General features: G+C 73.0%; 17 protein-coding genes. 10 read left to right on the top strand and 7 right to left on the bottom strand.

Annotation, left to right across the window (positions count from 1 at the left end):
• Window positions 1–15 precede the first annotated feature (15 nt).
• The 3 genes from ACN27G_RS13040 (at window position 16) to ACN27G_RS13030 (ending at window position 4,668) form a co-directional block, all read left to right on the top strand.
• Entirely contained in the window at window positions 16–1,812 is a 1,797-nt protein-coding gene (locus ACN27G_RS13040; RefSeq protein WP_421493063.1) for a thiamine pyrophosphate-binding protein, read from the top strand.
• Window positions 1,813–1,886: 74 nt separating this feature from the next.
• On the top strand, window positions 1,887–3,290 hold the full coding sequence (locus ACN27G_RS13035) for a hypothetical protein (protein ID WP_421497320.1): 1,404 nt from the start codon (window positions 1,887–1,889) through the stop codon (window positions 3,288–3,290).
• 238 nt (window positions 3,291–3,528) lie between these two features.
• Window positions 3,529–4,668, top strand: coding sequence for a SigB/SigF/SigG family RNA polymerase sigma factor (locus tag ACN27G_RS13030; RefSeq protein WP_421493062.1), 1,140 nt, complete (start codon window positions 3,529–3,531; stop codon window positions 4,666–4,668).
• A 120-nt stretch (window positions 4,669–4,788) separates the two neighbouring features.
• Here ACN27G_RS13030 and ctaD read toward each other — a convergent pair whose 3' ends face one another.
• From ctaD to ACN27G_RS13015, 3 genes are all read right to left on the bottom strand, one after another.
• Window positions 4,789–6,807 carry a cytochrome c oxidase subunit I gene (ctaD, locus tag ACN27G_RS13025; RefSeq protein WP_421493061.1) on the bottom strand — a complete coding sequence of 673 codons (2,019 nt, stop codon included), beginning with the start codon at window positions 6,805–6,807 and terminating at the stop codon, window positions 4,789–4,791.
• A 239-nt stretch (window positions 6,808–7,046) separates the two neighbouring features.
• On the bottom strand, window positions 7,047–8,240 hold the full coding sequence (locus ACN27G_RS13020) for a glycosyltransferase (RefSeq protein ID WP_421493060.1): 1,194 nt from the start codon (window positions 8,238–8,240) through the stop codon (window positions 7,047–7,049).
• Between the two features lie 34 nt (window positions 8,241–8,274).
• Window positions 8,275–9,279 (bottom strand): glucosyl-3-phosphoglycerate synthase, encoded by a 1,005-nt coding sequence (locus tag ACN27G_RS13015; protein WP_421493059.1) that lies wholly within the window; start codon window positions 9,277–9,279, stop codon window positions 8,275–8,277.
• A 275-nt stretch (window positions 9,280–9,554) separates the two neighbouring features.
• Here ACN27G_RS13015 and secA2 point away from each other — a divergent pair, with 275 nt between their 5' ends.
• The 3 genes from secA2 to ACN27G_RS13000 all read left to right on the top strand — a co-directional run bounded on the left by secA2 (window position 9,555) and on the right by ACN27G_RS13000 (window position 13,500).
• Window positions 9,555–11,849 (top strand): accessory Sec system translocase SecA2, encoded by a 2,295-nt coding sequence (gene secA2 / locus ACN27G_RS13010; RefSeq protein ID WP_421493058.1) that lies wholly within the window; start codon window positions 9,555–9,557, stop codon window positions 11,847–11,849.
• Window positions 11,850–12,092: 243 nt separating this feature from the next.
• Window positions 12,093–12,830, top strand: coding sequence for a GAF and ANTAR domain-containing protein (locus tag ACN27G_RS13005; RefSeq protein WP_421497319.1), 738 nt, complete (start codon window positions 12,093–12,095; stop codon window positions 12,828–12,830).
• A gap of 163 nt (window positions 12,831–12,993) precedes the next feature.
• Entirely contained in the window at window positions 12,994–13,500 is a 507-nt protein-coding gene (locus ACN27G_RS13000; protein WP_421493057.1) for a DUF2231 domain-containing protein, read from the top strand.
• 29 nt (window positions 13,501–13,529) lie between these two features.
• Here the strand turns inward: ACN27G_RS13000 and ACN27G_RS12995 are convergent, their stop codons facing one another.
• Window positions 13,530–14,489 (bottom strand): DUF3500 domain-containing protein, encoded by a 960-nt coding sequence (locus ACN27G_RS12995; protein WP_421493056.1) that lies wholly within the window; start codon window positions 14,487–14,489, stop codon window positions 13,530–13,532.
• Window positions 14,490–14,707: 218 nt separating this feature from the next.
• On the opposite strand from ACN27G_RS12995, the gene ACN27G_RS12990 reads away from it, so the two are divergent.
• Window positions 14,708–16,171 carry an LVIVD repeat-containing protein gene (locus ACN27G_RS12990; RefSeq protein ID WP_421493055.1) on the top strand — a complete coding sequence of 488 codons (1,464 nt, stop codon included), beginning with the start codon at window positions 14,708–14,710 and terminating at the stop codon, window positions 16,169–16,171.
• Window positions 16,172–16,264: 93 nt separating this feature from the next.
• Here ACN27G_RS12990 and ACN27G_RS12985 read toward each other — a convergent pair whose 3' ends face one another.
• A complete protein-coding gene (locus tag ACN27G_RS12985) occupies window positions 16,265–17,449 on the bottom strand; it encodes a cellulose binding domain-containing protein (protein ID WP_421493054.1) in 1,185 nt (394 codons plus the stop codon).
• 128 nt (window positions 17,450–17,577) lie between these two features.
• Here ACN27G_RS12985 and ACN27G_RS12980 point away from each other — a divergent pair, with 128 nt between their 5' ends.
• The 3 genes from ACN27G_RS12980 (at window position 17,578) to ACN27G_RS12970 (ending at window position 20,047) form a co-directional block, all read left to right on the top strand.
• Complete coding sequence (locus tag ACN27G_RS12980) at window positions 17,578–18,294, top strand: MBL fold metallo-hydrolase (protein WP_421493053.1); 717 nt, start codon at window positions 17,578–17,580, stop codon at window positions 18,292–18,294.
• Window positions 18,295–18,482: 188 nt separating this feature from the next.
• Window positions 18,483–19,310, top strand: a complete 828-nt coding sequence (locus ACN27G_RS12975; RefSeq protein ID WP_421493052.1) for a helix-turn-helix domain-containing protein — start codon at window positions 18,483–18,485, stop codon at window positions 19,308–19,310.
• A gap of 11 nt (window positions 19,311–19,321) precedes the next feature.
• Complete coding sequence (locus ACN27G_RS12970) at window positions 19,322–20,047, top strand: SDR family oxidoreductase (protein WP_421493051.1); 726 nt, start codon at window positions 19,322–19,324, stop codon at window positions 20,045–20,047.
• A 45-nt stretch (window positions 20,048–20,092) separates the two neighbouring features.
• Here the strand turns inward: ACN27G_RS12970 and ACN27G_RS12965 are convergent, their stop codons facing one another.
• Window positions 20,093–20,635, bottom strand: coding sequence for an MOSC domain-containing protein (locus ACN27G_RS12965; protein WP_421493050.1), 543 nt, complete (start codon window positions 20,633–20,635; stop codon window positions 20,093–20,095).
• 129 nt (window positions 20,636–20,764) lie between these two features.
• A complete protein-coding gene (locus ACN27G_RS12960) occupies window positions 20,765–21,715 on the bottom strand; it encodes a hypothetical protein (RefSeq protein ID WP_421493049.1) in 951 nt (316 codons plus the stop codon).
• Between the last annotated feature and the right edge of the window lie 12 nt (window positions 21,716–21,727).

Here is a 21,727-nt window from a genome sequence, read left to right as displayed (position 1 = left end):
CCGGGGCGGGGCGCGGTGCGCACCGGTGCGATGCTGCCGGAGCGGACCGTCGCGGACCTGCTGGTCGAGCGGCTGCGCGCATGGCGGGTGCCCCGGGTCTTCGGGCAACCGGGGGAGGGGATCGCGCGGGTCGTCGAGGCGCTGCACCGGGCCGGCGGCGACCCCGCCCTCGTCCCCTCCCGGCAACCGGAGGCGGCCGGATTCATGGCAGCCGGGCACGCCAGGTACACCGGCGGGGTCGGGGTCTGCCTGGCCAGCCAGGGACCGGGGGTGCTGCACCTGCTCGGCGGGCTCTACGACGCCAAGCTGGACGGCAGGCCGATGGTGGCGATCGTCGGGCAGCAGGGGCCGGGCCCGCTGGGCAGCGCGTACCAGGAGATCGAGCTGCCCCGGCTCTTCGGCGACGTCTGCGCCCGGTTCCTGCGTACCGCCGTGCTGCCGGAGCAGGTGCCCTACCTGCTCGACCAGGCGATCCGTACCGCCGTGGCGACCCGGGGGCCGACCTGCCTGGTGGTGCCGCACGATCTGCTCGACCACGGCGTACCGGACGGGATGCCGCACCCCGACGGCGGCGGCGTCATCGCGGCGGCACCCGGCCTGCCGCCGGCCCGGGTGCTGCCGCACGAGGAGGAACTCGCCGCAGCCGCCCAGTTGCTCGGCGCCGGGCAGCGGGTGGCGATCCTGGTCGGCCAGGGTGCCGACGGCGCCGCCGAGGAGATCATGGAGCTGGCCGACCGGCTCGACGCCGGGGTGGCGACCTCGCTGCTCGGCAAGCCGGTGCTGGACGAGCGGCTGCCCTACCACACCGGCGTGCTGGGCCAGGTCGGCACGGCCGCCGGCGCGCAGTTGATGGCCGGCTGCGACACCCTGCTGATGATCGGCACCAACGACCCGTGGACCGGTTACTACCCGGTCCCGGGTCAGGCCACGGCGGTGCAGATCGACATCGACGGCAGCCGGGTGGCCAGCCGCTATCCGATCGACGTCCCGCTGGTCGGCGACGCCCGGGAGACCCTGCGCGCCCTGCTGGCCCGGGTGCCGCGGCGGCGCAACCGGGACTGGCGCGACATGGTGGAGGCGGCGGTGGACCGGGCCCGGACCGAGTGTGACGCCCGGGCCGAGGAGCCGACCGGGCGGTTGAACCCCCGGCTGGTGCTCCGGGAACTCTCGCCCCGGCTGCCGGTGGACGCCTCGGTCGCGGTCGACGTCGGCTCGGTGACCTACTGGTACGCCCGGCACCTGCAACTCCCGCCGGGAGTACGGGCGCAGCTCTGCGGCACCCTCGCCTCGGTCGGTTCGGCGGTCCCGTACGCGATCGCCGCGAAGCTCGCCCGGCCGGACCGGCCGGTCTTCGCACTGCTCGGCGACGGCGCCATGCAGTCCGGCGGGCTCGCCGAGCTGGTCACGGTGGCCAGGCACTGGCCGGAGTGGCCGGATCCCCGGCTGGTGCTGCTGGTGCTGAACAACTCCGACCGGTCCGGCCGGGTCGGCGACCCGGAACGGGGACCGGACGGCGGCCCCGTCCGGTCCGCCGGGGCCGAGCTGGACCGCCCGGCCGCGCCGGGGCTGCCGCCGCCCGAGGCGGTACGGGCCGGGCACATCCCGTACGCCGGCTGGGCCCGGTTGCTCGGGCTGCACGGCATCACGGTGGAGCGGCCGGAGCAGGTCGGGCCGGCCTGGGAGGAGGCGATCGCCGCCGACCGGCCCACCCTGATCGAGGCGGTCGTCGACCCGTCGATCCCGCTGGACGCGCCGGAGCGACCCTTCGCGGACCTGCGCGGCCTGCCGGAATTGCGCCTGGCAGGTTCCTGACCGCCCGTTTGAACCACATTGGGACGGGAACGCCCGGGCAGCGCGGACGAGGGAAGGTGAGCCCGGTGCGGGAGATGCAGAAGTGGCTGGCCACGGGCGGTTCCGGGCTTCCGGGACCGGACCGGGTGGTCTCGCCGGAGAGTCCCGGCCGGGTACTGCTGGCCGTCGCCTCCCGGGCGGTGCGCGGCCTGGACTGCGCGGACCTCGGATACCACCCGCTGCTCTCCCGGTTCCGGGGCGCACCGGAGGCGGTGCGCCGCTCCGCGCTCGCCCGCGCCGCGATCCGGGCCGCGCTCCCCGCCGAGCAGGCCGGTGCGGTCGACGCCGAGCAGGTGGCCCGGTGGATGGTCGGGCACTACCCGCCGCGCCGGTATCCCGGCCTGGTGCTCGGCTCCCCGCACGGTGCGGCGGTGCACCTCGCCACCGCGATGGGCGTGCCCTGGCTGCCGGCCGGCTTCGACGTGGCGGTGCAGTGGCCGGGCGGCGGGGTCGACCGGCCGGCCGCCGCGCTGGGCCACGGCCGCCGGATCGCCGACCGGCTGCTCCGGGCCAACCCGGGGGTACGGGTACGGCAGGTGCACGATCCGGCGGGCCGGGGAGTCCTGGCCGGCTCGACGGTCTCGCTGGTGGTCCGCTGGCACCGGCTGCCGGGGGCGTACCGGGAGTTCCTGGGCGGCCGGCTGGCCCCGGGCGCACCGGTGCTGCTGCTGCGGGACGTGCGGACGTGGCCGGTGCTCGACTCGGGGGACGGGCACGGGTTCCAGCTCGGCGCCCCCGGCAGCGGGCTCGAACCGGCGGACTTCCGGCCGGGAAGCGAGCTGCTCGGGCAGGTACTGCGCGGTGCGGGCGGCGACGGAGCGAGCTGGGACGCTCCGGACGGCGGCCGGGCCGAGTACGCCGAGCAGGGGGTCGAGCCGGGCTTCGAGGCGAGCCTGCTGGACGGGGTCCGTGCCGTCGGCAGCCCGCTGCACCGGGTGCTGTTCCCGGGGCCGGACGCGCTGAGCGCGGCTGCCGCCGACGTGTACCGGGGCTGGCTGCGCGCGGCCGGCAAGAGCGGTGACCGCTGCGTGGTCGAGTGCGGGCGGTTGATCGACCCGTGGCAGGTGGTCCGGGCCGGTCTGGTCCCGTACTGGTGCGAGAACGCCACCGAGCGCAGCGTGACAGGTGCCGAGTGGTGGCTCGCCGGAAGCACCCCCTTCAGCTCGCTGGACGTCCTGCCCGAGCCGCCCGGAGTGCGCTCGCCGGCCCTGGCCGGCCTGCCGCAGTGGCTCGCGGTGGCCTCGTTCGGGCGCCGCCGCCGCGCCGTGGACCGCGTGGCGGCCCGGGGCTATCCGGTGGCCTCCGTGGCCACCCGGCACGCCACCGAGGTGCTCCGCGGTCAGCCGTACGACCTGCCGCCGCCCGCGCCACTGCGGGTGGGTGACGCGCTGGCCGGGCTGCGTGCCAGCGGGACCCCGCAGGGGCTGCTGGTCTGCTGACCGCAAAACTCCTCGGAAACCTCACGTCCCGTGATTGAGTACCTACAGAGCGGGAACGACGCTGGTTGCTACCGGTGAACCACGCCGGCTGTCGCGGCGGTGGGCATCGCACTGCCGGCAGACGGCATCGCTCGTGCAGTTTCGGCTACGTCTTCGCTTCCGGCGCGGTCCGCGTACGTGCGGCAACCGATGACCGGATTCGCATCCCGTGCGGGGGACCTTCCTGAGGGAGGCGCGGATGTTCGGACAGATCACCACCACCACACCACCGGCCGAGCGTGGGCTGGAGGACCTGGACGCGGCGGCGCTGGCGTATGCGGCACGGATCGCCGGGCTGCCACCGGAACGCCGGCAGGAGGCCCGGGACGACCTCGTCCGGTTCGCCATGCCCTTCGCCGGCCGGTTGGCCCGGCGCTACCGGGGCCGGGGTGAGCCGCTGGAGGACCTGGAACAGGTGGCCCGGCTGGGCCTGGTCAACGCGGTCGACCGGTACGACCCGGAACGTGGCTCCTTCACCGCGTACGCCGCGATCACCATCGTCGGGGAGATCAAGCGGCACTTCCGGGACCGCACCTGGGGAGTGCACGTGCCCCGGCGGCTGCGGGACCTGATCCTGGAGGTCGGCCAGGCGACCGCCGCGCTGACCAGCGAGCTGTCCCGCTCGCCGAGCGTGGCGGAGCTGGCCGCCCGGTTGGAGACGCCGGAGGAGGAGATCCTGGCGGCGCTGGAGTCGGCGGCCGGCTACAGCCCGGCCTCGCTCAACGCACCGGTCGGCGGGGAGAGCTCGGCGGAGTTCGGCGACCTCGTCGGCGAGTCCGACACCGACCTGGAGTCGGTGGACGACCGGGTGACGGTGAGTGGGCTGCTCGGCCGGCTGCCGTGGCGGGAGCGGCGGATCCTCGCGATGCGCTTCTACGGCAACCAGACCCAGGCCGAGATCGCCGCCCGGTTCGGCATCTCGCAGATGCACGTGTCCCGGCTGCTCTCCCGGGCGTTGACCTGGCTGCGGCAGGCGATGCTCGCCGACTCGCCGGCACCCTGGCAGTCCGGCGGCGTCGAGGCGGCCGGTGCGCCGGGGCGGCTCTCGGTGCGTCAGGTGGGACCGCGGGTGGTGGTCGAGGTGACCGGCGAGATCGACCGGGACACCGCCGACCAGTTGCGCCAGGCGGTGGTCGACGCCGTCGCCGACCGGCAGCCCTCCGAGGTGGCGATCGACCTGACCGACGTGGCAAAGCTCGACGGGCCGGCCCTGGCCGCCCTGGTGGCCGGCCGCGACGCCGCACACCGCGCCGGAGTGCGGTGGCGGTTGGCGCGGGCGCAACCCGTGGTCCAGCATTCGCTCAGCGCCGCCGGCCTGGTCGCGCTGCCCGCGGAGTGACCGGCCACCGGATCGCAGGCGCCCCGCCGCCGCCCGGTCGTCCGGTCGTCGGCGGCAGTTCCCCGGTCGCCGGTCGTCGGGTCGTCGCCGGCAGTTCCCCGGCCGCCCGTGGTCGGGTCATCATCGTCCGTCCTCCTCCTCGCCCTGCCGCTGCTCGTCGCGGCGGCGCCCGGTCCGCCAGCGCGGGCTCTCGGGGCCGCCCCGGGAGGCGTCGTCGACCTGCTCGTCGGGTCGGCTCGGCTCGAAGGCGGGCCGGCGGACGGCGTCCGGCTCCGGCACCTCGACGGAACGGGCGCCGGACCCTGGCCGGGGGTGGTACGCCGCCCCGGCGCCGTGCGCCCCTTCCCGGGCTGCCACCTCGGCCTCCGGGTGGCGCGGCTCGTGGCGCAACTCGTCGCGGATCAGCTGTGGCGGTCGGGTCGACCGCTGCGGCAGGTCCCGGCCGAGGTCCGCGACGAGCGGTCCGTACTTCTCGTCGAAGGCGGGGCGTTCGGAGCGGATCCGGGGAATCCGGTCGAAGTTGCGCAGCGGTGGTGGACAGGTCGTCGACCACTCCAGCGAGTTGCCGAAGCCCCAGGGGTCGTCCACGTCGACCATGCGCCCGAAGCGCCAGGACTTCCAGACGTTGTAGAGGAAGAAGAGCGTGGAGGCACCGAGCACGAAGGAGCTGATCGTCGAGATGGTGTTCAGCGCGGTGAAGCCGTCGGTGGGCAGGTAGTCGGCGTACCGCCGGGGGAAGCCCTCCGCGCCGAGCCAGTGCTGCACCAGGAAGGTGCCGTGGAAGCCGAGGAACATCGTCCAGAAGTGGACCCGTCCCAGCCGCTCGTCCAGGAGCCGCCCGGTCATCTTCGGAAACCAGAAGTACACCCCGGCGAAGGCGGCGAAGACGATGGTGCCGAAGAGCACGTAGTGGAAGTGCGCGACCACGAAGTAGGTGTCGGTGACGTGGAAGTCCACCGGCGGGCTGGCCAGCAGCACCCCGGTCAGCCCACCGAGGAGGAAGGTGACCAGGAAGCCGATCGAGAAGAGCATCGGTGTCTCGAAGGTGATCTGGCCCTTCCACATCGTGCCGATCCAGTTGAAGAACTTCACCCCGGTCGGCACCGCGATCAGATAGCTCAACAGGCTGAAGAAGGGCAGCAGCACCTGGCCGGTGCCGAACATGTGGTGTGCCCAGACGGTCATCGACAGGATCGTGATCGCGACGGTCGCCGCCACCAGCCCCTTGTACCCGAAGATCGGCTTCCGACTGAAGACCGGGATGACCTCGGTGATGATGCCGAAGAACGGCAGCGCCACGATATAGACCTCGGGATGGCCGAAGAACCAGAAGAGATGTTGCCAGAGCAGCGGACCGCCGTTGCTCGGATCGTAGACGTGCGCGCCGAGCCGCCGGTCCGCGTAGAGCGCCAGCAGCGCGGCGGCCAGCAAGGGGAAGACGAGGATCACCAGGACGGCGGTGAAGAGCATGTTCCAGGTGAAGATCGGCATCCGGAACATGGTCATCCCGGGCGCCCGCAGGGTGAGGATGGTGGTGATCAGGTTGACCGCACCGAGGATGGTGCCGAGGCCGGAGAGGACCAGGCCGATCACCCACATGTCCGCGCCGACGCCCGGCGAGTGCTGGTCCCGGCTCAGCGGCGTGTACGCGGTCCAGCCGAAGTCCGCCGAACCGTTCGGGGTGAGGAAGCCGGCCAGCACCAGCGAGCCGCCGAGCAGGTAGAGCCAGTACGCCAGCGCGTTGAGCCGGGGAAACGACACGTCCGGCGCGCCGATCTGCAACGGCACCACATAGTTGCCGAAGGCGAACGCCAGCGGGGTGGCGAAGAGCAGCAGCATGATCGTGCCGTGCGCGGTGAAGAGCTGGTTGTACTGCTCGGTCGAGAGGAACTGGAGCCCGGGGCGGCCCAGCTCGGCACGCATCAGCATCGCCATCACGCCGCCGATGATGAAGAAGCCGAACGCGGTGGTGAGGTAGAGCAGGCCGATCTGTTTCGCGTCGGTGGTGCCGAGAAGCCGGATCAGGTGGTTGCCCCGCAGCGCCGGGCGCACCGGGCCGGGATAGCCGCCGGACCGGGCCGGTGCCAGGATCAACGGCCCCTGATCCTGGCCGGGATCGGTCACCACCCGCTTGCGCATTCCGCTCACCCCGTACCTGATCTGCCGCTGGGACGAGGGGTGGCTACCCGGTATTCCAACGGCAAAACCCGGCAGGCGTCCAGATTCGGGGCTCCGTGCCTCCAACGGGTGAAACCGGGCAGCTCAGGGCGTGCCTGCGGCAGACGGATAAGCGTCCGTCGCGGCGCCGACCAGGAACGTCCGCGCCCCGGCGACGGTCCGGGCCAGCAGCAGCCCGGCCACCCCGGTGCAGAGGTATGTCACCGTACCGCGACCTCCGCGACCGCCCCGTCCACCGGGATCACCGGCTCCGCCGGATCGCCGCCCATCCGGCGTACCCGGTCGTACAGCTCCAGATAGCGTTCGGCCATGATCGCCGGGGTGAACCGGCGGGCGGCCTCGTCCCGGCACTCCCGCTCGTCGAGCCCGCCGACCTGCCGCACCAGGTCGGCGAGGCCGTCATCGTCGTCGGCGAGCAGCCCGGTCCGGCCGTGCTCGACCAGCTCCGGCAGGCAGCCCCGGCCGATCGCCAGCACCGGGGTGCCCAGCGCCAGCGACTCGATCACCGCCGTGCCGCCCGGCTCCTCCCAGCAGAGCGGGAAGAGGCTGGCCCGGGCCGAGGCGAGCAGGTCGTCCCGGGCGGCCCCGGCGACCATCCCGACCCAACGCACCCGGTCGCCGTCGACCAGTGGTGCGACCTGGTCACGCCAGTACCGTACGTCCGGATTCTGCCCCGCCTCCGGGCCGGCGGCGGCCAGTTCCTCCGGCCGCCGGTACGGCCCGACCGGTCCCGCCAGCACCAGGTCGAAGCCGGCCTGGTGGGCCAGGCGCGCCCCGAGGTGCTGCCCCTTGCCGGGCGTGACCCGGCCGAGGATGACCACGTGCCCGGACTTCTCGACCGGCGGCCGGCGGTCGGCGCCGACGGCCAGCGGGGTGGCCAGATGGACGTGCCCGATCGCGTGCTCGCGCAGCGCCCGCGGCGCCCGGGCGAGTTGGGCCGCCGAGACCCCGTTCACCCGGACCCGGTCGCCGCCGTCGAGGAAGCCGTAGAGATCGGGGTGCTTGCCGAGATCCCAGTGCAGGGTGTGCAGCGCCGGCCCGCTGCCCGGCCCCATCGCGGCCAGCACGGCCAGCCCGACCGCCTCCACGTGGTCGTGCACCAGGTCGATGTCGTCCCGCTCCCGAAGCGCCCGGACCACCCCGGACAGGTGCGCGTGCGAGATCCCGCAGACCTGGTTGTACGGCCGCTGCAACGCCCCGAACTGCCCGTCCGGAAAGACCGACAGCAGCTCGTCGACCGGCAGCGTGGCGTCCGCCGTCGAGGCGAGCACCACCCGCACGCCGAGCCGGCGCAGCTCCGGCACGAGCGTGGCGACCACGTTCTCGATCCCGCCGTAGCCGGGTGGCGGCACCGGCAGCCAGGGCCCGGCGTTCATCAGCACCGTCAGACTCATCGGTCCTCCCCGCTCGTACCGCGGCTCCCCGGGCTCATGCGGCGGCTCCCCGGGACGGGCGCAGCTCGGCCAGTGGTGGCCGCTCCCGGACGGAGATGTCGCTGACCACGATCTCCCGGTCGAGGTTGGGCAGAGCGGTACTGCCGTCCCGGCGGAACTGCACGAGCAGGTTCGCCGGCGGCGCGCTCTCCTCGACCAGGCCCCGCCGGCAGAGCCGCTGCCAGACCGTGTGCAGGATCTGCCCGGACATCCGGCCGAGCGCCTCGGTGTCCTGGTGCCGGTGCAGACGCTCGCCGAGGTCGACCTGGGCGAGCGCGTCCAGGCCGCACATCTCCAGCAGGTCGATCAGCATGGCCGTCTCGACGCCGTACCCGGAGACGAAGGGGACCCGTTCCAGGACGTCCCGCCGGCCGGCGTACTCCCCGGCGAGCGGTTGGACGAACCCGGCCAGTTCCGGCCAGAAGAGGTTGAACAGCGGGCGGGCCACCAGCTCGGTCACCCGGCCGCCCCCCTCCGCCTCCACCCCGCTGGTGCCGACCAGCGGACGGTGGTAGAAGCCCTTGACGAACGCGACGGACGGGTCGGTGAGCAGCGGGCCGAGCAGACCGGTGACGAAGTGCGGCTGGAACTCCCGCAGGTCGGCGTCGACGAAGGCGACCAGGTCGCCCTCTGACGCGGCCAGCCCGGCCCAGAGCGCGTCGCCCTTGCCGTCGAGCCTCGGCAGTCCCCGGGTCATCTCGTCCTGGCTGATCACCCGGGCGCCGGCCGCCGCCGCGACGGCGGCGGTGCCGTCCCGGGACCGGGAGTCGACCACCACCAGCTCGTCGACGAGTGCGACCTGCTCGACCAGGCAGGCCCGGATCGCCGCCACGATCGCGCCGACGGTCGCCTCCTCGTCGCGGGCCGGGATGACGACACTGACCGTGCGCTCCTCCTTCAGGTACGCGAGCTGCCGGGGCGTCCACTGATCGGCCACACCGGTACGGTGGGTGGACCACGCCTCCAGCGCCGGTGACACGGGTGTACGCGAGCGCCGCATGGGACCGACCTCCCCAGGTGCGTCGACCGGAGCCCGGCCGGGCTCCGGTGCAGCCCTACAGCCTTCCCCGCCGTTACCGGATCAACCGTCGCGGCGCCCGGTCGCCGAGGCCCGGGACGGCGGTCCGGCGGCGTTCGCCGGCCGGTTTCGCATACCGCCGCACCCGGGCACATTCGGACGGTACGGACATCGCGCCGCCGGCCGGACGACACCGGACACCGCACCCGGCCGGGCGGGCCGCACTTTGCCGGAGAGTTCGCGTACCGTTGCCCGTCATGGGTGTGTCGCAACGGTTGAAGACCAGGGTCCGGCGTTTCCTCCAGCGTCCGGGCACCACAGTTGATCTGGCGCCGCTGGAGAAGCTGCTGCCCACGATCGAGGCACGCGAGGAGGAGCTCACCGAGCTCGACGACGCCGAGCTGACCGAGGCGGCGGGCCGGGCCGAGGACTTCGTCGAGATCTGCGCGGTGGGCCGCGAGGCCGCCCGGCGCGGCCTCGACGAGCGGCCGTACGACGTCCAGCTCCTCGGCGCCATGTCGCTGCTGGCCGGCAAGGTCGCCGAGATGGCCACCGGTGAGGGCAAGACGCTGACGGCGGCCATCGCCGCCTACGGGCACGTCCGGCGGGGCAACGGACCGGTGCACGTGCTGACGGTCAACGACTACCTGGCCCGCCGGGACGCCGAGTGGATGGAGCCGGTCTACCGGCTGCTCGGCCTCAGCGTCGGCTGGCTCACCGAGGCGTCCACCCGCGAGGAGCGCCAGGCGGCGTACGCCTGCGACGTCACCTACGTCTCGGTCAGTGAGGCCGGCTTCGACTTCCTCCGCGACCAGCTCGTCACCGACATCGACGACCGGGTGCAGCCGCCGCTGACCACCGCGATCGTCGACGAGGCCGACTCCATCCTGATCGACGAGGCCCGAGTGCCGATGGTGCTGGCCGGCGCGGTCCCCGGCGAGCAGGACCCGGTGCACCAGGCCGCCTCGGTGGTCCGCGGGCTGCGTGCCGGGCGGCACTACACGGTCGCCGACGACGGCCGCAGCGTGGCCTTCACCGACGCTGGCCTGGCCGAGATCGAGTCCCGGCTCGGCGGCGTCGACCTCTACGACGACGAGCACGTCGAGCAGCTCTCCGCGGTCAACGTCGCCCTGCACGCGCACGCCCTGCTGCACCGGGACGTCGACTACATCGTCCGCAACGACGGCGTCGAGCTGATCGACGAGATGCGCGGCCGGGTCGCCCAGCGCCGGCGCTGGCCGGACGGGCTCCAGGCGGCGGTCGAGGCGAAGGAGGGGCTCGACGCCACCGCCGAGGGCGAGGTGCTCGGCACCATCACCGTGCAGGCGTACGTCGCGCTCTACCGGACCGTCTGCGGGATGACCGCCACGGCGGTGCTCGTCGGCGACCAGCTGCGGGAGTTCTTCTCCCTCGAGGTCGCGGTGATCCCGCCGAACACCCCCTGCATCCGGGTCGACGACCCGGACCGGATCTACGCCACCCGTGCCGAGAAGGAAGAGGCGCTGATCGAGGAGATCCGGGAGCAGCACGAGACCGGCCGCCCGGTGCTGATCGGCACGCTGGACGTGAAGGAGTCCGAGCGGCTCGCCGAGGCGCTGCGCGAGGCCGGGGTGCCGTGCACCGTGCTGAACGCCAAGAACGACGCCGAGGAGGCGGCGATCATCGCCGAGGCCGGCGCGTACGGCGCGGTGACCGTCTCCACCCAGATGGCCGGCCGGGGTGTCGACATCCGGCTGGGCGGCAGCGACCAGTCCGACCGGGACCGGGTCGCCGAGCTGGGCGGCCTCTTCGTGATCGGCAGCGGCCGGCACGACAGCCGGCGGGTCGACGACCAGCTCCGCGGCCGGGCCGGCCGGCAGGGTGACCCCGGCCGCTCGGTCTTCTTCGTGAGCCTCGAAGACAACCTGGTCATGCGGCACGCGCCGGACGCGATCCCGCCGTCGCCCCGGATGAACGCCGACGGTCTGGTCACCGACGAGCAGGTCGACTTCGCCGTCGAGCACGCCCAGCGGATCGCGGAGGGCGTCAACCACGAGATCCACCGCAACACCTGGCGGTACAGCGTGGTGATCGAGCAGCAGCGCAAGGCGCTGGCCGAGCGCCGGGAGCGGCTGCTCACCACCGAGGTGGCGGCGGAGATGCTGACCGAGCGGTTCCCGGAGCGGGCCAAGGAGATGGACGAGGAACTCCTCTCCCGGGTCGGTCGGTCGATCGCCCTCTACCATCTGGACCGGCTCTGGGCGCAGCACCTCGCCGAGCTATCCGAGGTACGCGAGGGCGTGCACCTGCGGGCGCTCGGCCGGCTCGACCCGCTCGACGAGTTCCACCGCTCGGCGGTGCCGGCGTTCAACGCGCTTGTGCCGGAGATCGAGACCCGCACGGTGGAGACCTTCGAGGAGAACGAGTTCGACGACGACTGGCAGCCGGGCGAGGGTGAGCTGGTCCGACCGAGTGCCACCTGGACCTATCTGGTGCACGACAACCCGTTCGGCTCGGAACTCGACCGGCTGATCGCCGCCGTCGGCCGTCGGCTCGGCTCTGCCCCGCGCTGACCGCCGTCGGAACGGAATTTCCGGGGTTGTCGTCGGATGACCGACGGCAACCCCGGGACGTGCAGGATCGTTCTTCCCCTGTAACGGGTGGTTTGTCCACCCGGCGCTCGGGTAGTAGCGCAGGTCCCTACCGGCATGGGATCGGGAAGGCGGGGGGAAGGCGACCATGAGACAGGCGAGGGCACGAACCGGGCGTACCGCGGCAGCCGCGGTGGTGGTGGGGGTTGCGGAGCGGTGCTGAGGCTGAGGACGACGACGGAGCCGTCGACCGAGGCCCCGGGCGTGCTGGAGACGGCCGCCCTGCTCCGCGAGGTGACTGCCGGGCTGATCGCGAGCGACGATTTCGACGCCGCGCTGGACCGGCTGGTACGAACCGTCCGGGACGCCATGCCGGGAGTGACCTGGTGCGGCGTCACCGTACTCCGGGCCGGGGCACCACCCTCGGTCGCCGCCTCCGAGTCGCGGCTCGGTGACCTCGACGACGTCCGGCACGGCCCGGACGGGCCGGCGATGGTGGCGATCCGCAGCCGGGAGATGGTCTGGTCGGCGGACCTGCGCACCGAGACCCGCTGGCGTCCGTGGACGGACCGGGCGCTCGCTCTGGGCGTACGCGGCGTGCTCGCGGTGCCGGTGGACGTCGACGACCACGTCGTCGGCTCGATCAACCTCTACGCCCGCGAGCCCGGCGTGCTGACCGCCAGCCAGCAGCTCACCGCGATGCTGCTCGCCGAGCACGCCGGGCTGCTGCTCGGCGCGGTCCGGGACCGGTCCCGGCTGGCCGCACCGGCCGATCATCCCGACGAGGTTCGGACGGCCGGGCAGGTCATCGACCAGGCCGTCGGGGTTATCATGACCCAACGTGGCTGTCCGGCCACGGAGGCGATGCGGGTGTTGCGGTCCGCCTCGGCGACGCTGGCCATCCCGTTACGGGACGTGGCCGAGCGGCTGGTCACCTCGGTCGCCCGCCGCCGCGACACCTGACCGTCCACCGTGGTCCGCGCGACGCGGCGCGCCCTCCACGGCGGCCCGCGAGGCACCCTCCGCGGTGGCCCGCGAGCCGCGGCGTCGTTTCGGCCCGGACACCCGGGGGTAGCACGCGGAGCAGGCTGGGGTCGGTCCAGAAGCGAGCCGGGGAGGCACCACGATGCAGAGCCGCCTGCGGGTGCACGGGCATCCGATCCAGCCGATGCTTGTCACGTTTCCGTTCGGGCTCTTCGTCTGCGCCACGGTCTTCGACCTGACCGACGTGCTGGGCGGTCCGGCGTTCCTGGGGCTGGTCGGCTACTGGACGGCGGTCGCCGCGCTGGTCGCGGCCGGACTCGCGGCGGTGGCCGGCATGGTCGACCTCTGGGACGCACCCGGCGATCCGACCCGGCGCACGGCGGTCACCTTCAACCTGGTGAACGCCGGGGTCGCGGTGCTGTTCGTCTTCGCCTGCCTGATCAGGACCCGGGTGCCGGAACACGGGGCGACCGGCGGGCTGCTCCTGGTCGAACTGCTCGGCCTGCTGCTCGGTGCCGCCGGCGTGCGACTGGGCAGTAGCCTGGTCCGCCAGTTCGACCAGGGCCGGGGCGAGCCGACCAGCTTCGAGGGCTTCGGCCCGCCGGCCAGCTCCGTGGCCGGCGGTTTCGGCCGTCGCCGCGGCGGGTGACCCGGCGGCTGGTTCCTAGCCGCGCTTCCTCAGGAGTGGGAGTGGGCCCTGGCGTGGTGCTCGGCGAGCAGGTCGGCGCCGAAGTCGCCGTGCGGGCGGCGGAGCACGGAGTGCGCGTGGTTGCCGTCGTCGCTGGTGTTGTCGTACTCGATCAACAGGTCCTCGCCCTGGATCCGGTAGTAGTGCCGCCCGCCCGGCCTGGTCGGGCCCTCCCAGGCGAAGTAGAGGTCACCCCTGCCGACCCGGGCCGCCTCCTGTCGGGCCAGCTCCGGCGGCAGCCGGTCGAGGTAGAGCGCGACGAGCTGGTCGAGCAGTGCCCGGCCGGTAGGTCCGAGTCCTCCGGCGCGGAGGCCGGCAGGCTCGATCCGGCGGTCGAAGCGCGACCGGGTGCCGCTGCGGATGTCGGCGGGTGCCTCGTCGGCGACGATCGCCATGCGGCGCCCGTCCGGGCCGAGGGCGTCCAGCAGGGCGCGGGCGAGGTCCTCCTCGGGGCCGAGCGGCCGGCTCACCGGTCGGCCGGCGTAGCTCACGGTCGCCGGGTTGGCACCCAGGAAGAGGGGGGCCGGTGCGACGCCGTCACCGGCGACCGTCATCGTCACCGACAGGTGGTGCCCCTCGAAGCGCCAGGACCAGTGGTCGTCCCGGGCGGGGTCACCGAAGATCACGACGCGGTAGTCGTCGCTGTGCCGGCCCCGCCGCCACTCCTCCCGGCGGTCGAGGACCTCCTCCAGGGCCATGACGGTGGCCGCCTGCGCGTAGGCGTGCGGACTGAACGCGGTGGCGAGCAGCCGGTGCGTCGCCTTGCGGGCGACCCGGTCGAGGTCGGCGAGGCAGGCGCCCGGTCGGGGCCGTGGGCGGTATTCGATCCAGCGTCGCCCGGTCTCGTCGGAGAAGGGGTGGGTCGCCAGCGCCCGGGCCGGTCCCGGTAGTGCGTCCAGCAGCCCGGTGGCCGCGGTGCGCATCTCTCCGGCCAGGGTGGTGTTCCGCATCCTCCCTGTATACCGGCTGCCGCGTGCGGACGGTGCCCCGGTCGCCGGGGCCGGGCCCGACGGTCTCCCCGGTGGTCTTCCGACGGCGGAAGGCCAGGTCGCTCCGGGGCCGCCGACGGTTCCTTGATCGATCTTATTGTGATCGAGCTCACATCGATGGCCACCATCGCCAGGTAAGGTCTGCACAATCACGAACCCCTTTCGAAGGGTGCCGCCAGATGTTCAGACTCTCCCCACAAGGGCCGCGGCGACTCCGGATCGTCGGCCTCGCCGCACTCTCCTTCCTGGTGGTGACCGTTGCCGTTGCACCGGCGAGCAACGCCGATCCAGTGTCCGCAACGACTCCGACCACAACGGACGTTGCCACCCCGCCGGGCGTGGACGAGATCTCCAGCAGCCCGAACCTCCGGCAGATCGCCAACATCCCGAAGCAGGGGACCTTCGCCCCCGAGGGAGCGCTCGGCTCGGATCTCGCCTTCCAGGGCCGGTACGCCTTCGCCGGCAACTACGAGGGCTTCGTCGTCTACGACATCGGGAACCCGCGCCGACCGTCCATTGTGGCCCAGGTCCAGTGCTCGGGCTCGCAGAACGACCTGTCGGTCTACGGCGACCTGCTGTTCCTCTCCACCGACTCGCCGCGCAGCGACGACTCCTGCGCCAGCACGGGCGTGCCGAGCAGCGCGACGGTGTGGGAGGGCATCAAGATCTTCGACATCAGGAACAAGTCACACCCGAGGTACATCAAGTCGGTGCAGACCGCCTGCGGCTCGCACACCCACACGCTGGTGCCGGCCAAGGACAAGAAGTCGGTCTACCTCTACGTGTCGTCGTACGGGCCGTCGGACACCTACCTCGGCTGCGCCAGGCCGCACGACTCGATCTCGATCGTCAAGGTGCCGCTGAAGAAGCCGACCCAGGCCGCCGTGGTGGCGGTGCCCGACCTCTTCGCCGACGACGAGGGCGGCAACCCGGGCGGCAACGGCAGCTCCACCACCAGTGGTTGCCACGACATCACCGTCTACCCGAGCAAGGACCTGGCCGCCGGTGCCTGCATGGGCGACGGCATCCTGATGAACATCGCCGACCGCGAGGCGCCCCGGGTGATCGACCGGGTACGCGACACCGTGAACTTCTCCTTCTGGCACTCGGCGACCTTCAACAACTCGGGCGACAAGGTGGTCTTCACCGACGAGCTCGGTGGCGGTTCCGGTGCGACCTGCGTCGAGACGGTGGCACCGACCCGGGGTGCGAACGCCATCTACGACATCACCGGTCGGGGTGACGGCCGCAGCCTGGGCTTCAAGAGCTACTACAAGATCCCCCGGCTGAACACCAGCCTGGAGAACTGCGTCGCGCACAACGGCTCGCTGATTCCCGTGCTGGGGCGGGACATCATGGTCCAGGCGTGGTACCAGGGCGGCATCTCGGTCTTCGACTTCACCAACTCCGCCCGGCCGGTGGAGATCGCCTACTGGGAGCGGGGCCCGCTCTCGGCGGAACGCCGGATCATCGGCGGCTCGTGGTCGGCGTACTGGTACAACGGCCACATCTACTCCAGTGACATCCAGAAGGGCCTCGACGTGCTGGAGCTGCGCGATTGGCGGATCTGGACCGCGCACCTGATCAGGTTCAACGAGCTCAACGTGCAGAGCCAGCCCAGCTACCTGGGCAGCAACTGGTAGTCGCCTCCGCGGGCCGGTCCGGTCCGTCCGAAGCCTGGCGGCCCGGTCCCCGATGCGGGGACCGGGCCGCCGTCCGCTGTGGACGTGCCCGGCTCAGCCGAGCGTGCAGGTGACCGAGGGAGCGGGGGTGCCGCCGGTCGAGCTGCCGAGGAAGCCGAAGGTGGCGGTGCCGGCGGGGCCGAGGGAGCCGTTCCAGCCGACGTTCCGGGCGGTGACGCTGCTGCCGCTCTGGGTCACCTCGGCGTTCCATGCCTGGTTGATCCGTTCACCGGCGCCGAACGTCAACCGCGCCGTCCAGGACCGGCTCGTCGTGGTGCCGGTGTTGCGTACCGTGACCTCACCCTGGAAGCCGCCCTGCCACTGCCCGACGCTCCGGTACGTCGCCGCGCAGCCGCCGGCCGGCGGGGGAGTGGTGGTGGGCGGTGCGGTGGTGGGCGGCGGTGGTGTGGTGGTGGTCGGTGGCAGCGTCGGGGTCCGGGTCGGTGGCGGCGTCGGGGTCACCCCGTCCAGCACCGCGGTCAGTGCCGGGTACCACCGGTCGGACATCTTCTGGTCACCGGCGGCGTTCGGATGCACGCCGTCGTAGGTGTCGCTGCCGGTGCTGAAGCCGGTCCACTGGTCGACCACCACGACCGGCGACCGGCCGGTGGTCTTCGACGCCGCCCAGCCCGGGATGGCATCGTTGAGGGCCACCACCCGCTGGCCGCACTCGGCGCAGGTGCTCGGCGCCATCGGGATGATCTTCGCTACCAGGATCGTCATGGTCGGGTTGCTGGCCCGCATCTGGTCCACGAGCTTCGAGTACGCAGCCAGGATCGTCGAGGTGGCCCGGTTGCTCCAGACGTCGTTGGTGCCGAAGTGCATCAGGACGACGTCCGGGCGGGTGGCGGCGAGCCACGGTGGCAGTTGGTTCTGGTCGGCCACGGTCGTCACGAGGGCACCGCCGTGACCCTCGTTCTCCCCGTCGTACGGCGACCCGCAGCCCTGCGGGCCGAGGGTGCCGACGAAGTCGATGTCGGTGTATCCGGTGTTCTGCAGGCGGTTCCAGAGGATCGCGCGCCAGCAACCCGGGGAACCGGTGATCGAGTCGCCGAGCGGCATGATGCGGACGGGTGCCGGTGCCGCCGCCGGTAACGCGGGTCGCGCGAGGACGACCGTGCCGAGCGCGACGACGAGTATGGCGAAGACGGTGCTGAGCAGGGGCCTGCGGAGCATGATGATCTGATCTCCTGTCACGGCGATGAGGTGGTCGTGCCGGCCCTGGTGCTCCCGGGACATTGAAGCAGGTGACTACGGCGGGACTCAACCGGTCAAGCGGGCGCGTCGCTGGCGGTCCCGGCACGCCGGTTACGCCCCTGGTGAACCGGTCTTGACGACCGGCGGTCGGGTGACGCGAGGATGAGCCGGTGAGCGGACACCACGCGGCGGCGGTACGCCGACTCGACCTCGGCTACTTCGTCCGGCCGGCGGCGGAGGCGGGCGAGCCGCATCCCCGGGTCGAGCCGGCGTACGGCTATCTGGTTCGACGACCCGAGGGGCTGCTGCTCTTCGACACCGGCATCGGCGAGGTCGACCCGGAGACCGGGGCGCACTACCGCCCGGTCCGCCGGCCGGTGGAGGCGGCGCTGGCCGCCGCCGGGATCGGCCTCGACGAGATCTCCCTGGTGGTCAACTGCCACCTGCACTTCGACCACTGTGGTGGCAACCCGGCCCTCGCCGGCCGGCCCGTCGTGGTGCAGCGATCGGAGCTGGCCGTGGCCCGCGAGCCCGGCCACACCATCCCGGAGCTTGTCGACTTCACCGGCGCCCGGTACGAGGAGTTGGACGGCGAGGCCGAGATCTGGCCGGACGTCTGGGTCGTCCCGACCCCGGGGCACACCGTCGGGCACCAGTCGCTGGTGCTCCGGGCACCCGACGGCACGGTCGTGCTGGCCGGACAGGCCCACGACTTCGCCTTCGAGTACGGCTCGGCGCGGTTGGCACTGCGGGCCGCGCGGGACGGGGTGGCGGAACCGCTGCCGCCGGTGCCCCGGTGGCTGCCCCGGCTGCTCGACCTCGATCCCGCCCGGGTGCTCTTCGCGCACGACGGTGCCGTCTGGGAGCCCACGCCGGGCGCCCGGTAGGTCGTCCCTTCCGGGCGTCTGCGGTCAGGGCGCCCCGTCGTTCCGGCCGGCGCGCCGCGCCGGCCCGCTCTCGTCTCGTCGGGAAGGGGCGCCCCGCGTGCTGGAGCGACTGCTGGCAGGCGTCCCCGGTCGTACGCTTGACGGTCCGGGGCGAGGCGCGGGGTGCCGACGGTCCATGATGGTGCGTGATGCGCACGCTGACGCAGATTCACTCGATACCGGTGCGACCGCAGCCGCTGCCGTGTGAGACGGTCGCGCGGCTGCCGGACGTGCGGCTCCGGCGCCACGTGCTGGGCTACGCCGGATTCCGTGCCGGGGCGCGGTCCGCGCTGCCGCACCGCATCCTGCCGTTGAACCTCGCCACCCTCGTCATCGACTTCGCCGCCCCGTACGCCCTGGTCACCGGGGCGCGGAGCACGCCGACGGTGGCGGGTCCGAGCACGTGGGCGTACGGCGTCAGTGTCGGGCTCACTCCCGAGGGGGTCGCGGCGCTGCTCGGCGTACCGATGCCGGAGCTGGCCGGGACGGCGGTGCCGCTGCCGGACCTGCTCGGCCGGCGCGCGACCGCACTTGCCGAGCGGCTGGTCGCGGCGCCCGACTGGGCCGCCCGGTTCGCACTGCTCGACCGGATCCTCACCGCTGAGATCCTTGGCGGCGCGACGGCCGGGGCCGCCCCGCAGCCGGACGGAACGGTCAGTTCCGCCTGGTGGCAGCTTCAACGGGCACCGGCGGGTCTCCGGATCGGCGCTCTCGCCGACCGGGTCGGGGTCAGCCGGCGCTGCCTCGAACTCCGGTTCCGCCGGCAGATCGGCCTGACGCCGGGGACCGTGGCCCGGATCGCCCGCTTCCAGCGCGCGGTCGGGCTGCTGGCCGGCGGCGGGGCGCTGGCCGGGACGGCCACCGACACCGGCTACGCCGACCAGCCGCACTTCACCCGCGAGGTGCGGGCACTGTCCGGACTCACTCCGACAGAGCTGTGCGCATTCCTTCAAGACCTCGTGCCCGCCCGGGGATAGCGTCTCCGGACATGACGCAGCTATCCGGCCGGACGGCCCTGGTGACCGGCGGCTCCCGGGGGATCGGGCGGGCCGTCGTGGAGCGGTTCGCCGAGGCCGGCGCCCGGGTGGTCTTCACCTATCGCCGCGACCGCGCGGCAGCCGACGACCTGGTCAGCCGCTACGACGGTACGTGCGCAGTCCGCGCCGACCAGGCGGATCCGGCGAGCCTCGGGCCGATGTTCGCACCGGTCCGCGACGACGGCCTGGACATCCTGGTCAACAACGCCGCCGTCAACACGCCGACGCCGATCGCCGGGGTCACCGCCGAGGAGTTCGACCGGGTGATGACGGTCAACGCCAAGTTTCCGCTGCTGGCCATGCGTGAGGCGGCCACGCTGCTGCGCGACGGTGGCCGGATCGTCAACATCTCCACCCTCAACACGGTGCTGCCGGTGCCCGGTGCCGCCCTCTACAGCGCCAGCAAGGCCGCGCTCGAACAGTTCACCGCGATCGCGGCCCGGGAACTCGGGCCCCGGGGGATCACCGTCAACACCGTCTCGCCCGGCGCCACCGACACCGATCTGCTCCGGGCGGTCAACCCTGCCGAGGCGCTGGCGCAGATCCCCGCGTTCACCGCGCTGGGCCGGCTCGGCCAGCCGGCCGACATCGCCGCCGTCGTCGCCTTCCTGGCCGGCCCGGACGCACACTGGATCACCGGGCAGAACATCCGCGCGACCGGTGGCGCGATCGTCTGAAACCGGTGTCGGTGGGCTGGTGGAGTCGACCGCGGGCGGGCGGGGTCAGACGCGGTCGAGCGCCCGGTGCGGCTCGGACGGCAGCACGACGTCGATCCCGTCGCCCGGTCGGATCTCGCCGCCCTCCCGGACCACGCCCATGATGCCGGCCAGCCGGACCAGGTTGCCGGCATCGTCGCGCCAAACGACCCGCCTGAGCAGGCCGGCCTGGAAGGTGTCGATCTGTGTGCACGGGTTGCGCAGCCCGGTCACCTCGACCACTGCCCTGTCGCCGATCCGGAGCAGGGTGCCGACCGGCAGCCCGAGCAGGTCCACACCCCGGGTGGTGACGTTCTCGCCCATCTCGCCGGGCGCCACCTCGTGGCCGGCCTCGCGCAGCGCGTCGTGCAGCTCCGAGTGGATCAGGTGTACCTGGCGGAGGTTGGGCTGGGTCGGATCCTGCGCCACCCGGGAACGGTGCTTGACCGTGACGCCGAGGTGCGCGTCACCCTCCACGCCCAGCCCGGCCAGCAGCCGGATGCTGCCCCGGGTCGGCTTGCTGAAGTGGTGTCCCTCGTCCCGGGCCACCGCCGTCACCACCGCGCTCACCGGACCCTCCTCGCCGATGTGCCGCCTCCGCCGGCCCGCCGACATCGCGGCCCGAGGCGTTGATCGTAGCTCCGCCCCGTCCGGACCCACGCCGTCCGTCGGCGACGCAGCAGGCGACCTCGGGGCCGGCTATCCGGGGCAGGTGCTGCCGGCGTAGGCGAAGAGGGAATCGGCGACACTGTCGCGGATCGACTGGCGCTTCGTCAGCGCGTACGTTCCGATGATCGGCCCGGCGGCGAGTGGGTCCGGGCGTACCGGGCAGGCGGTCAGCTCGTCGAGGAGCCACACCGGCTGACCGGTCGGGCCGGTGCCGACGCTGAACGACAGGGCGAGGGCGGTGGTCCCGACGAACCGGGGCGGCCGGTCCACCTCGAACGTCCCCCGGGTCAGGCAGCTCGGCACGGCGTCGACGACCCGCACCTCGATGAGCGTGCCGCCGTCGGCGCGGCCGCTCGTCCGCAGCGTCGACGACTGCGGGACCACCTCGACGCGCGGCGAGTCGTCCCAGAAGGTTCCGGTCGGTCCCCGGCTGGTCGGCGCGGGCGCACCGGTCGGGAAGACCGCTTCGCAGTGTCGGGCGCTGCGGTGCATGGTGCTCAACGCCGCCGCGTAACGGTCGTCGCGGTGGATGGCGCCGACGTACGCCGAGACGTCGTCACCAGGCACCTTGGCGGCGAGCAGGGCGCGCAGCCGGTCCAGGTAGGCGTCGACCAGGTCGGGGCCGGCGTCGACCTCGTCGGCCGGGATCGAGAGCAACTGGCGTAGCCCGCCGGGGCAGAGGCCGGCCATGGCAGGCAGGTTGGCGACCATTGCGGCGGCCGCCGCGGGGTCGTTGCACATCCGCTGGAACTCGATGCGGTTCCGCTCCGCCGCCTCCTGCTCCAACTTCGCCGACTGGTGGTCAAAATACCAGGCCAGCAGGGTCGCCAGGGTGATCAGGACCGAGCCGACCACGGTCGCCCCCGATCGGACACTTCGGCCGCTTCCCCGCTCCGGCTCCGGCTCCGGTCGGGAGGTGGCGTCGGCGGGGCTTTCCCGGTCGGGGCGGGCCGGCGGGGTCTGTTCCGGCTCGCTCGCCATGACTCCGACCTC

This window comes from Plantactinospora sp. WMMB334 (genome assembly GCF_049179095.1).
Taxonomy (GTDB): domain Bacteria; phylum Actinomycetota; class Actinomycetes; order Mycobacteriales; family Micromonosporaceae; genus Plantactinospora.
This window is presented reverse-complemented; position numbering and strand designations above follow the sequence as displayed.

What these genes read in the sequence shown, in the direction of transcription:
- ACN27G_RS13020 (WP_421493060.1), bottom strand. Translation starts at nt 8,240, where the DNA reads ATGAGTCTGACGGTGCTGATGAACGCCGGGCCCTGGCTGCCGGTGCCG.
- ACN27G_RS12985 (WP_421493054.1), bottom strand. Translation starts at nt 17,449, where the DNA reads ATGTCCCGGGAGCACCAGGGCCGGCACGACCACCTCATCGCCGTGACA.
- ctaD (WP_421493061.1), bottom strand. Translation starts at nt 6,807, where the DNA reads ATGCGCAAGCGGGTGGTGACCGATCCCGGCCAGGATCAGGGGCCGTTG.
- ACN27G_RS12975 (WP_421493052.1), top strand. Translation starts at nt 18,483, where the DNA reads ATGCGCACGCTGACGCAGATTCACTCGATACCGGTGCGACCGCAGCCG.
- ACN27G_RS13030 (WP_421493062.1), top strand. Translation starts at nt 3,529, where the DNA reads ATGTTCGGACAGATCACCACCACCACACCACCGGCCGAGCGTGGGCTG.
- secA2 (WP_421493058.1), top strand. Translation starts at nt 9,555, where the DNA reads ATGGGTGTGTCGCAACGGTTGAAGACCAGGGTCCGGCGTTTCCTCCAG.
- ACN27G_RS12960 (WP_421493049.1), bottom strand. Translation starts at nt 21,715, where the DNA reads ATGGCGAGCGAGCCGGAACAGACCCCGCCGGCCCGCCCCGACCGGGAA.
- ACN27G_RS12970 (WP_421493051.1), top strand. Translation starts at nt 19,322, where the DNA reads ATGACGCAGCTATCCGGCCGGACGGCCCTGGTGACCGGCGGCTCCCGG.
- ACN27G_RS13015 (WP_421493059.1), bottom strand. Translation starts at nt 9,279, where the DNA reads ATGCGGCGCTCGCGTACACCCGTGTCACCGGCGCTGGAGGCGTGGTCC.
- ACN27G_RS12990 (WP_421493055.1), top strand. Translation starts at nt 14,708, where the DNA reads ATGTTCAGACTCTCCCCACAAGGGCCGCGGCGACTCCGGATCGTCGGC.
- ACN27G_RS13035 (WP_421497320.1), top strand. Translation starts at nt 1,887, where the DNA reads ATGCAGAAGTGGCTGGCCACGGGCGGTTCCGGGCTTCCGGGACCGGAC.
- ACN27G_RS12995 (WP_421493056.1), bottom strand. Translation starts at nt 14,489, where the DNA reads ATGCGGAACACCACCCTGGCCGGAGAGATGCGCACCGCGGCCACCGGG.
- ACN27G_RS13000 (WP_421493057.1), top strand. Translation starts at nt 12,994, where the DNA reads ATGCAGAGCCGCCTGCGGGTGCACGGGCATCCGATCCAGCCGATGCTT.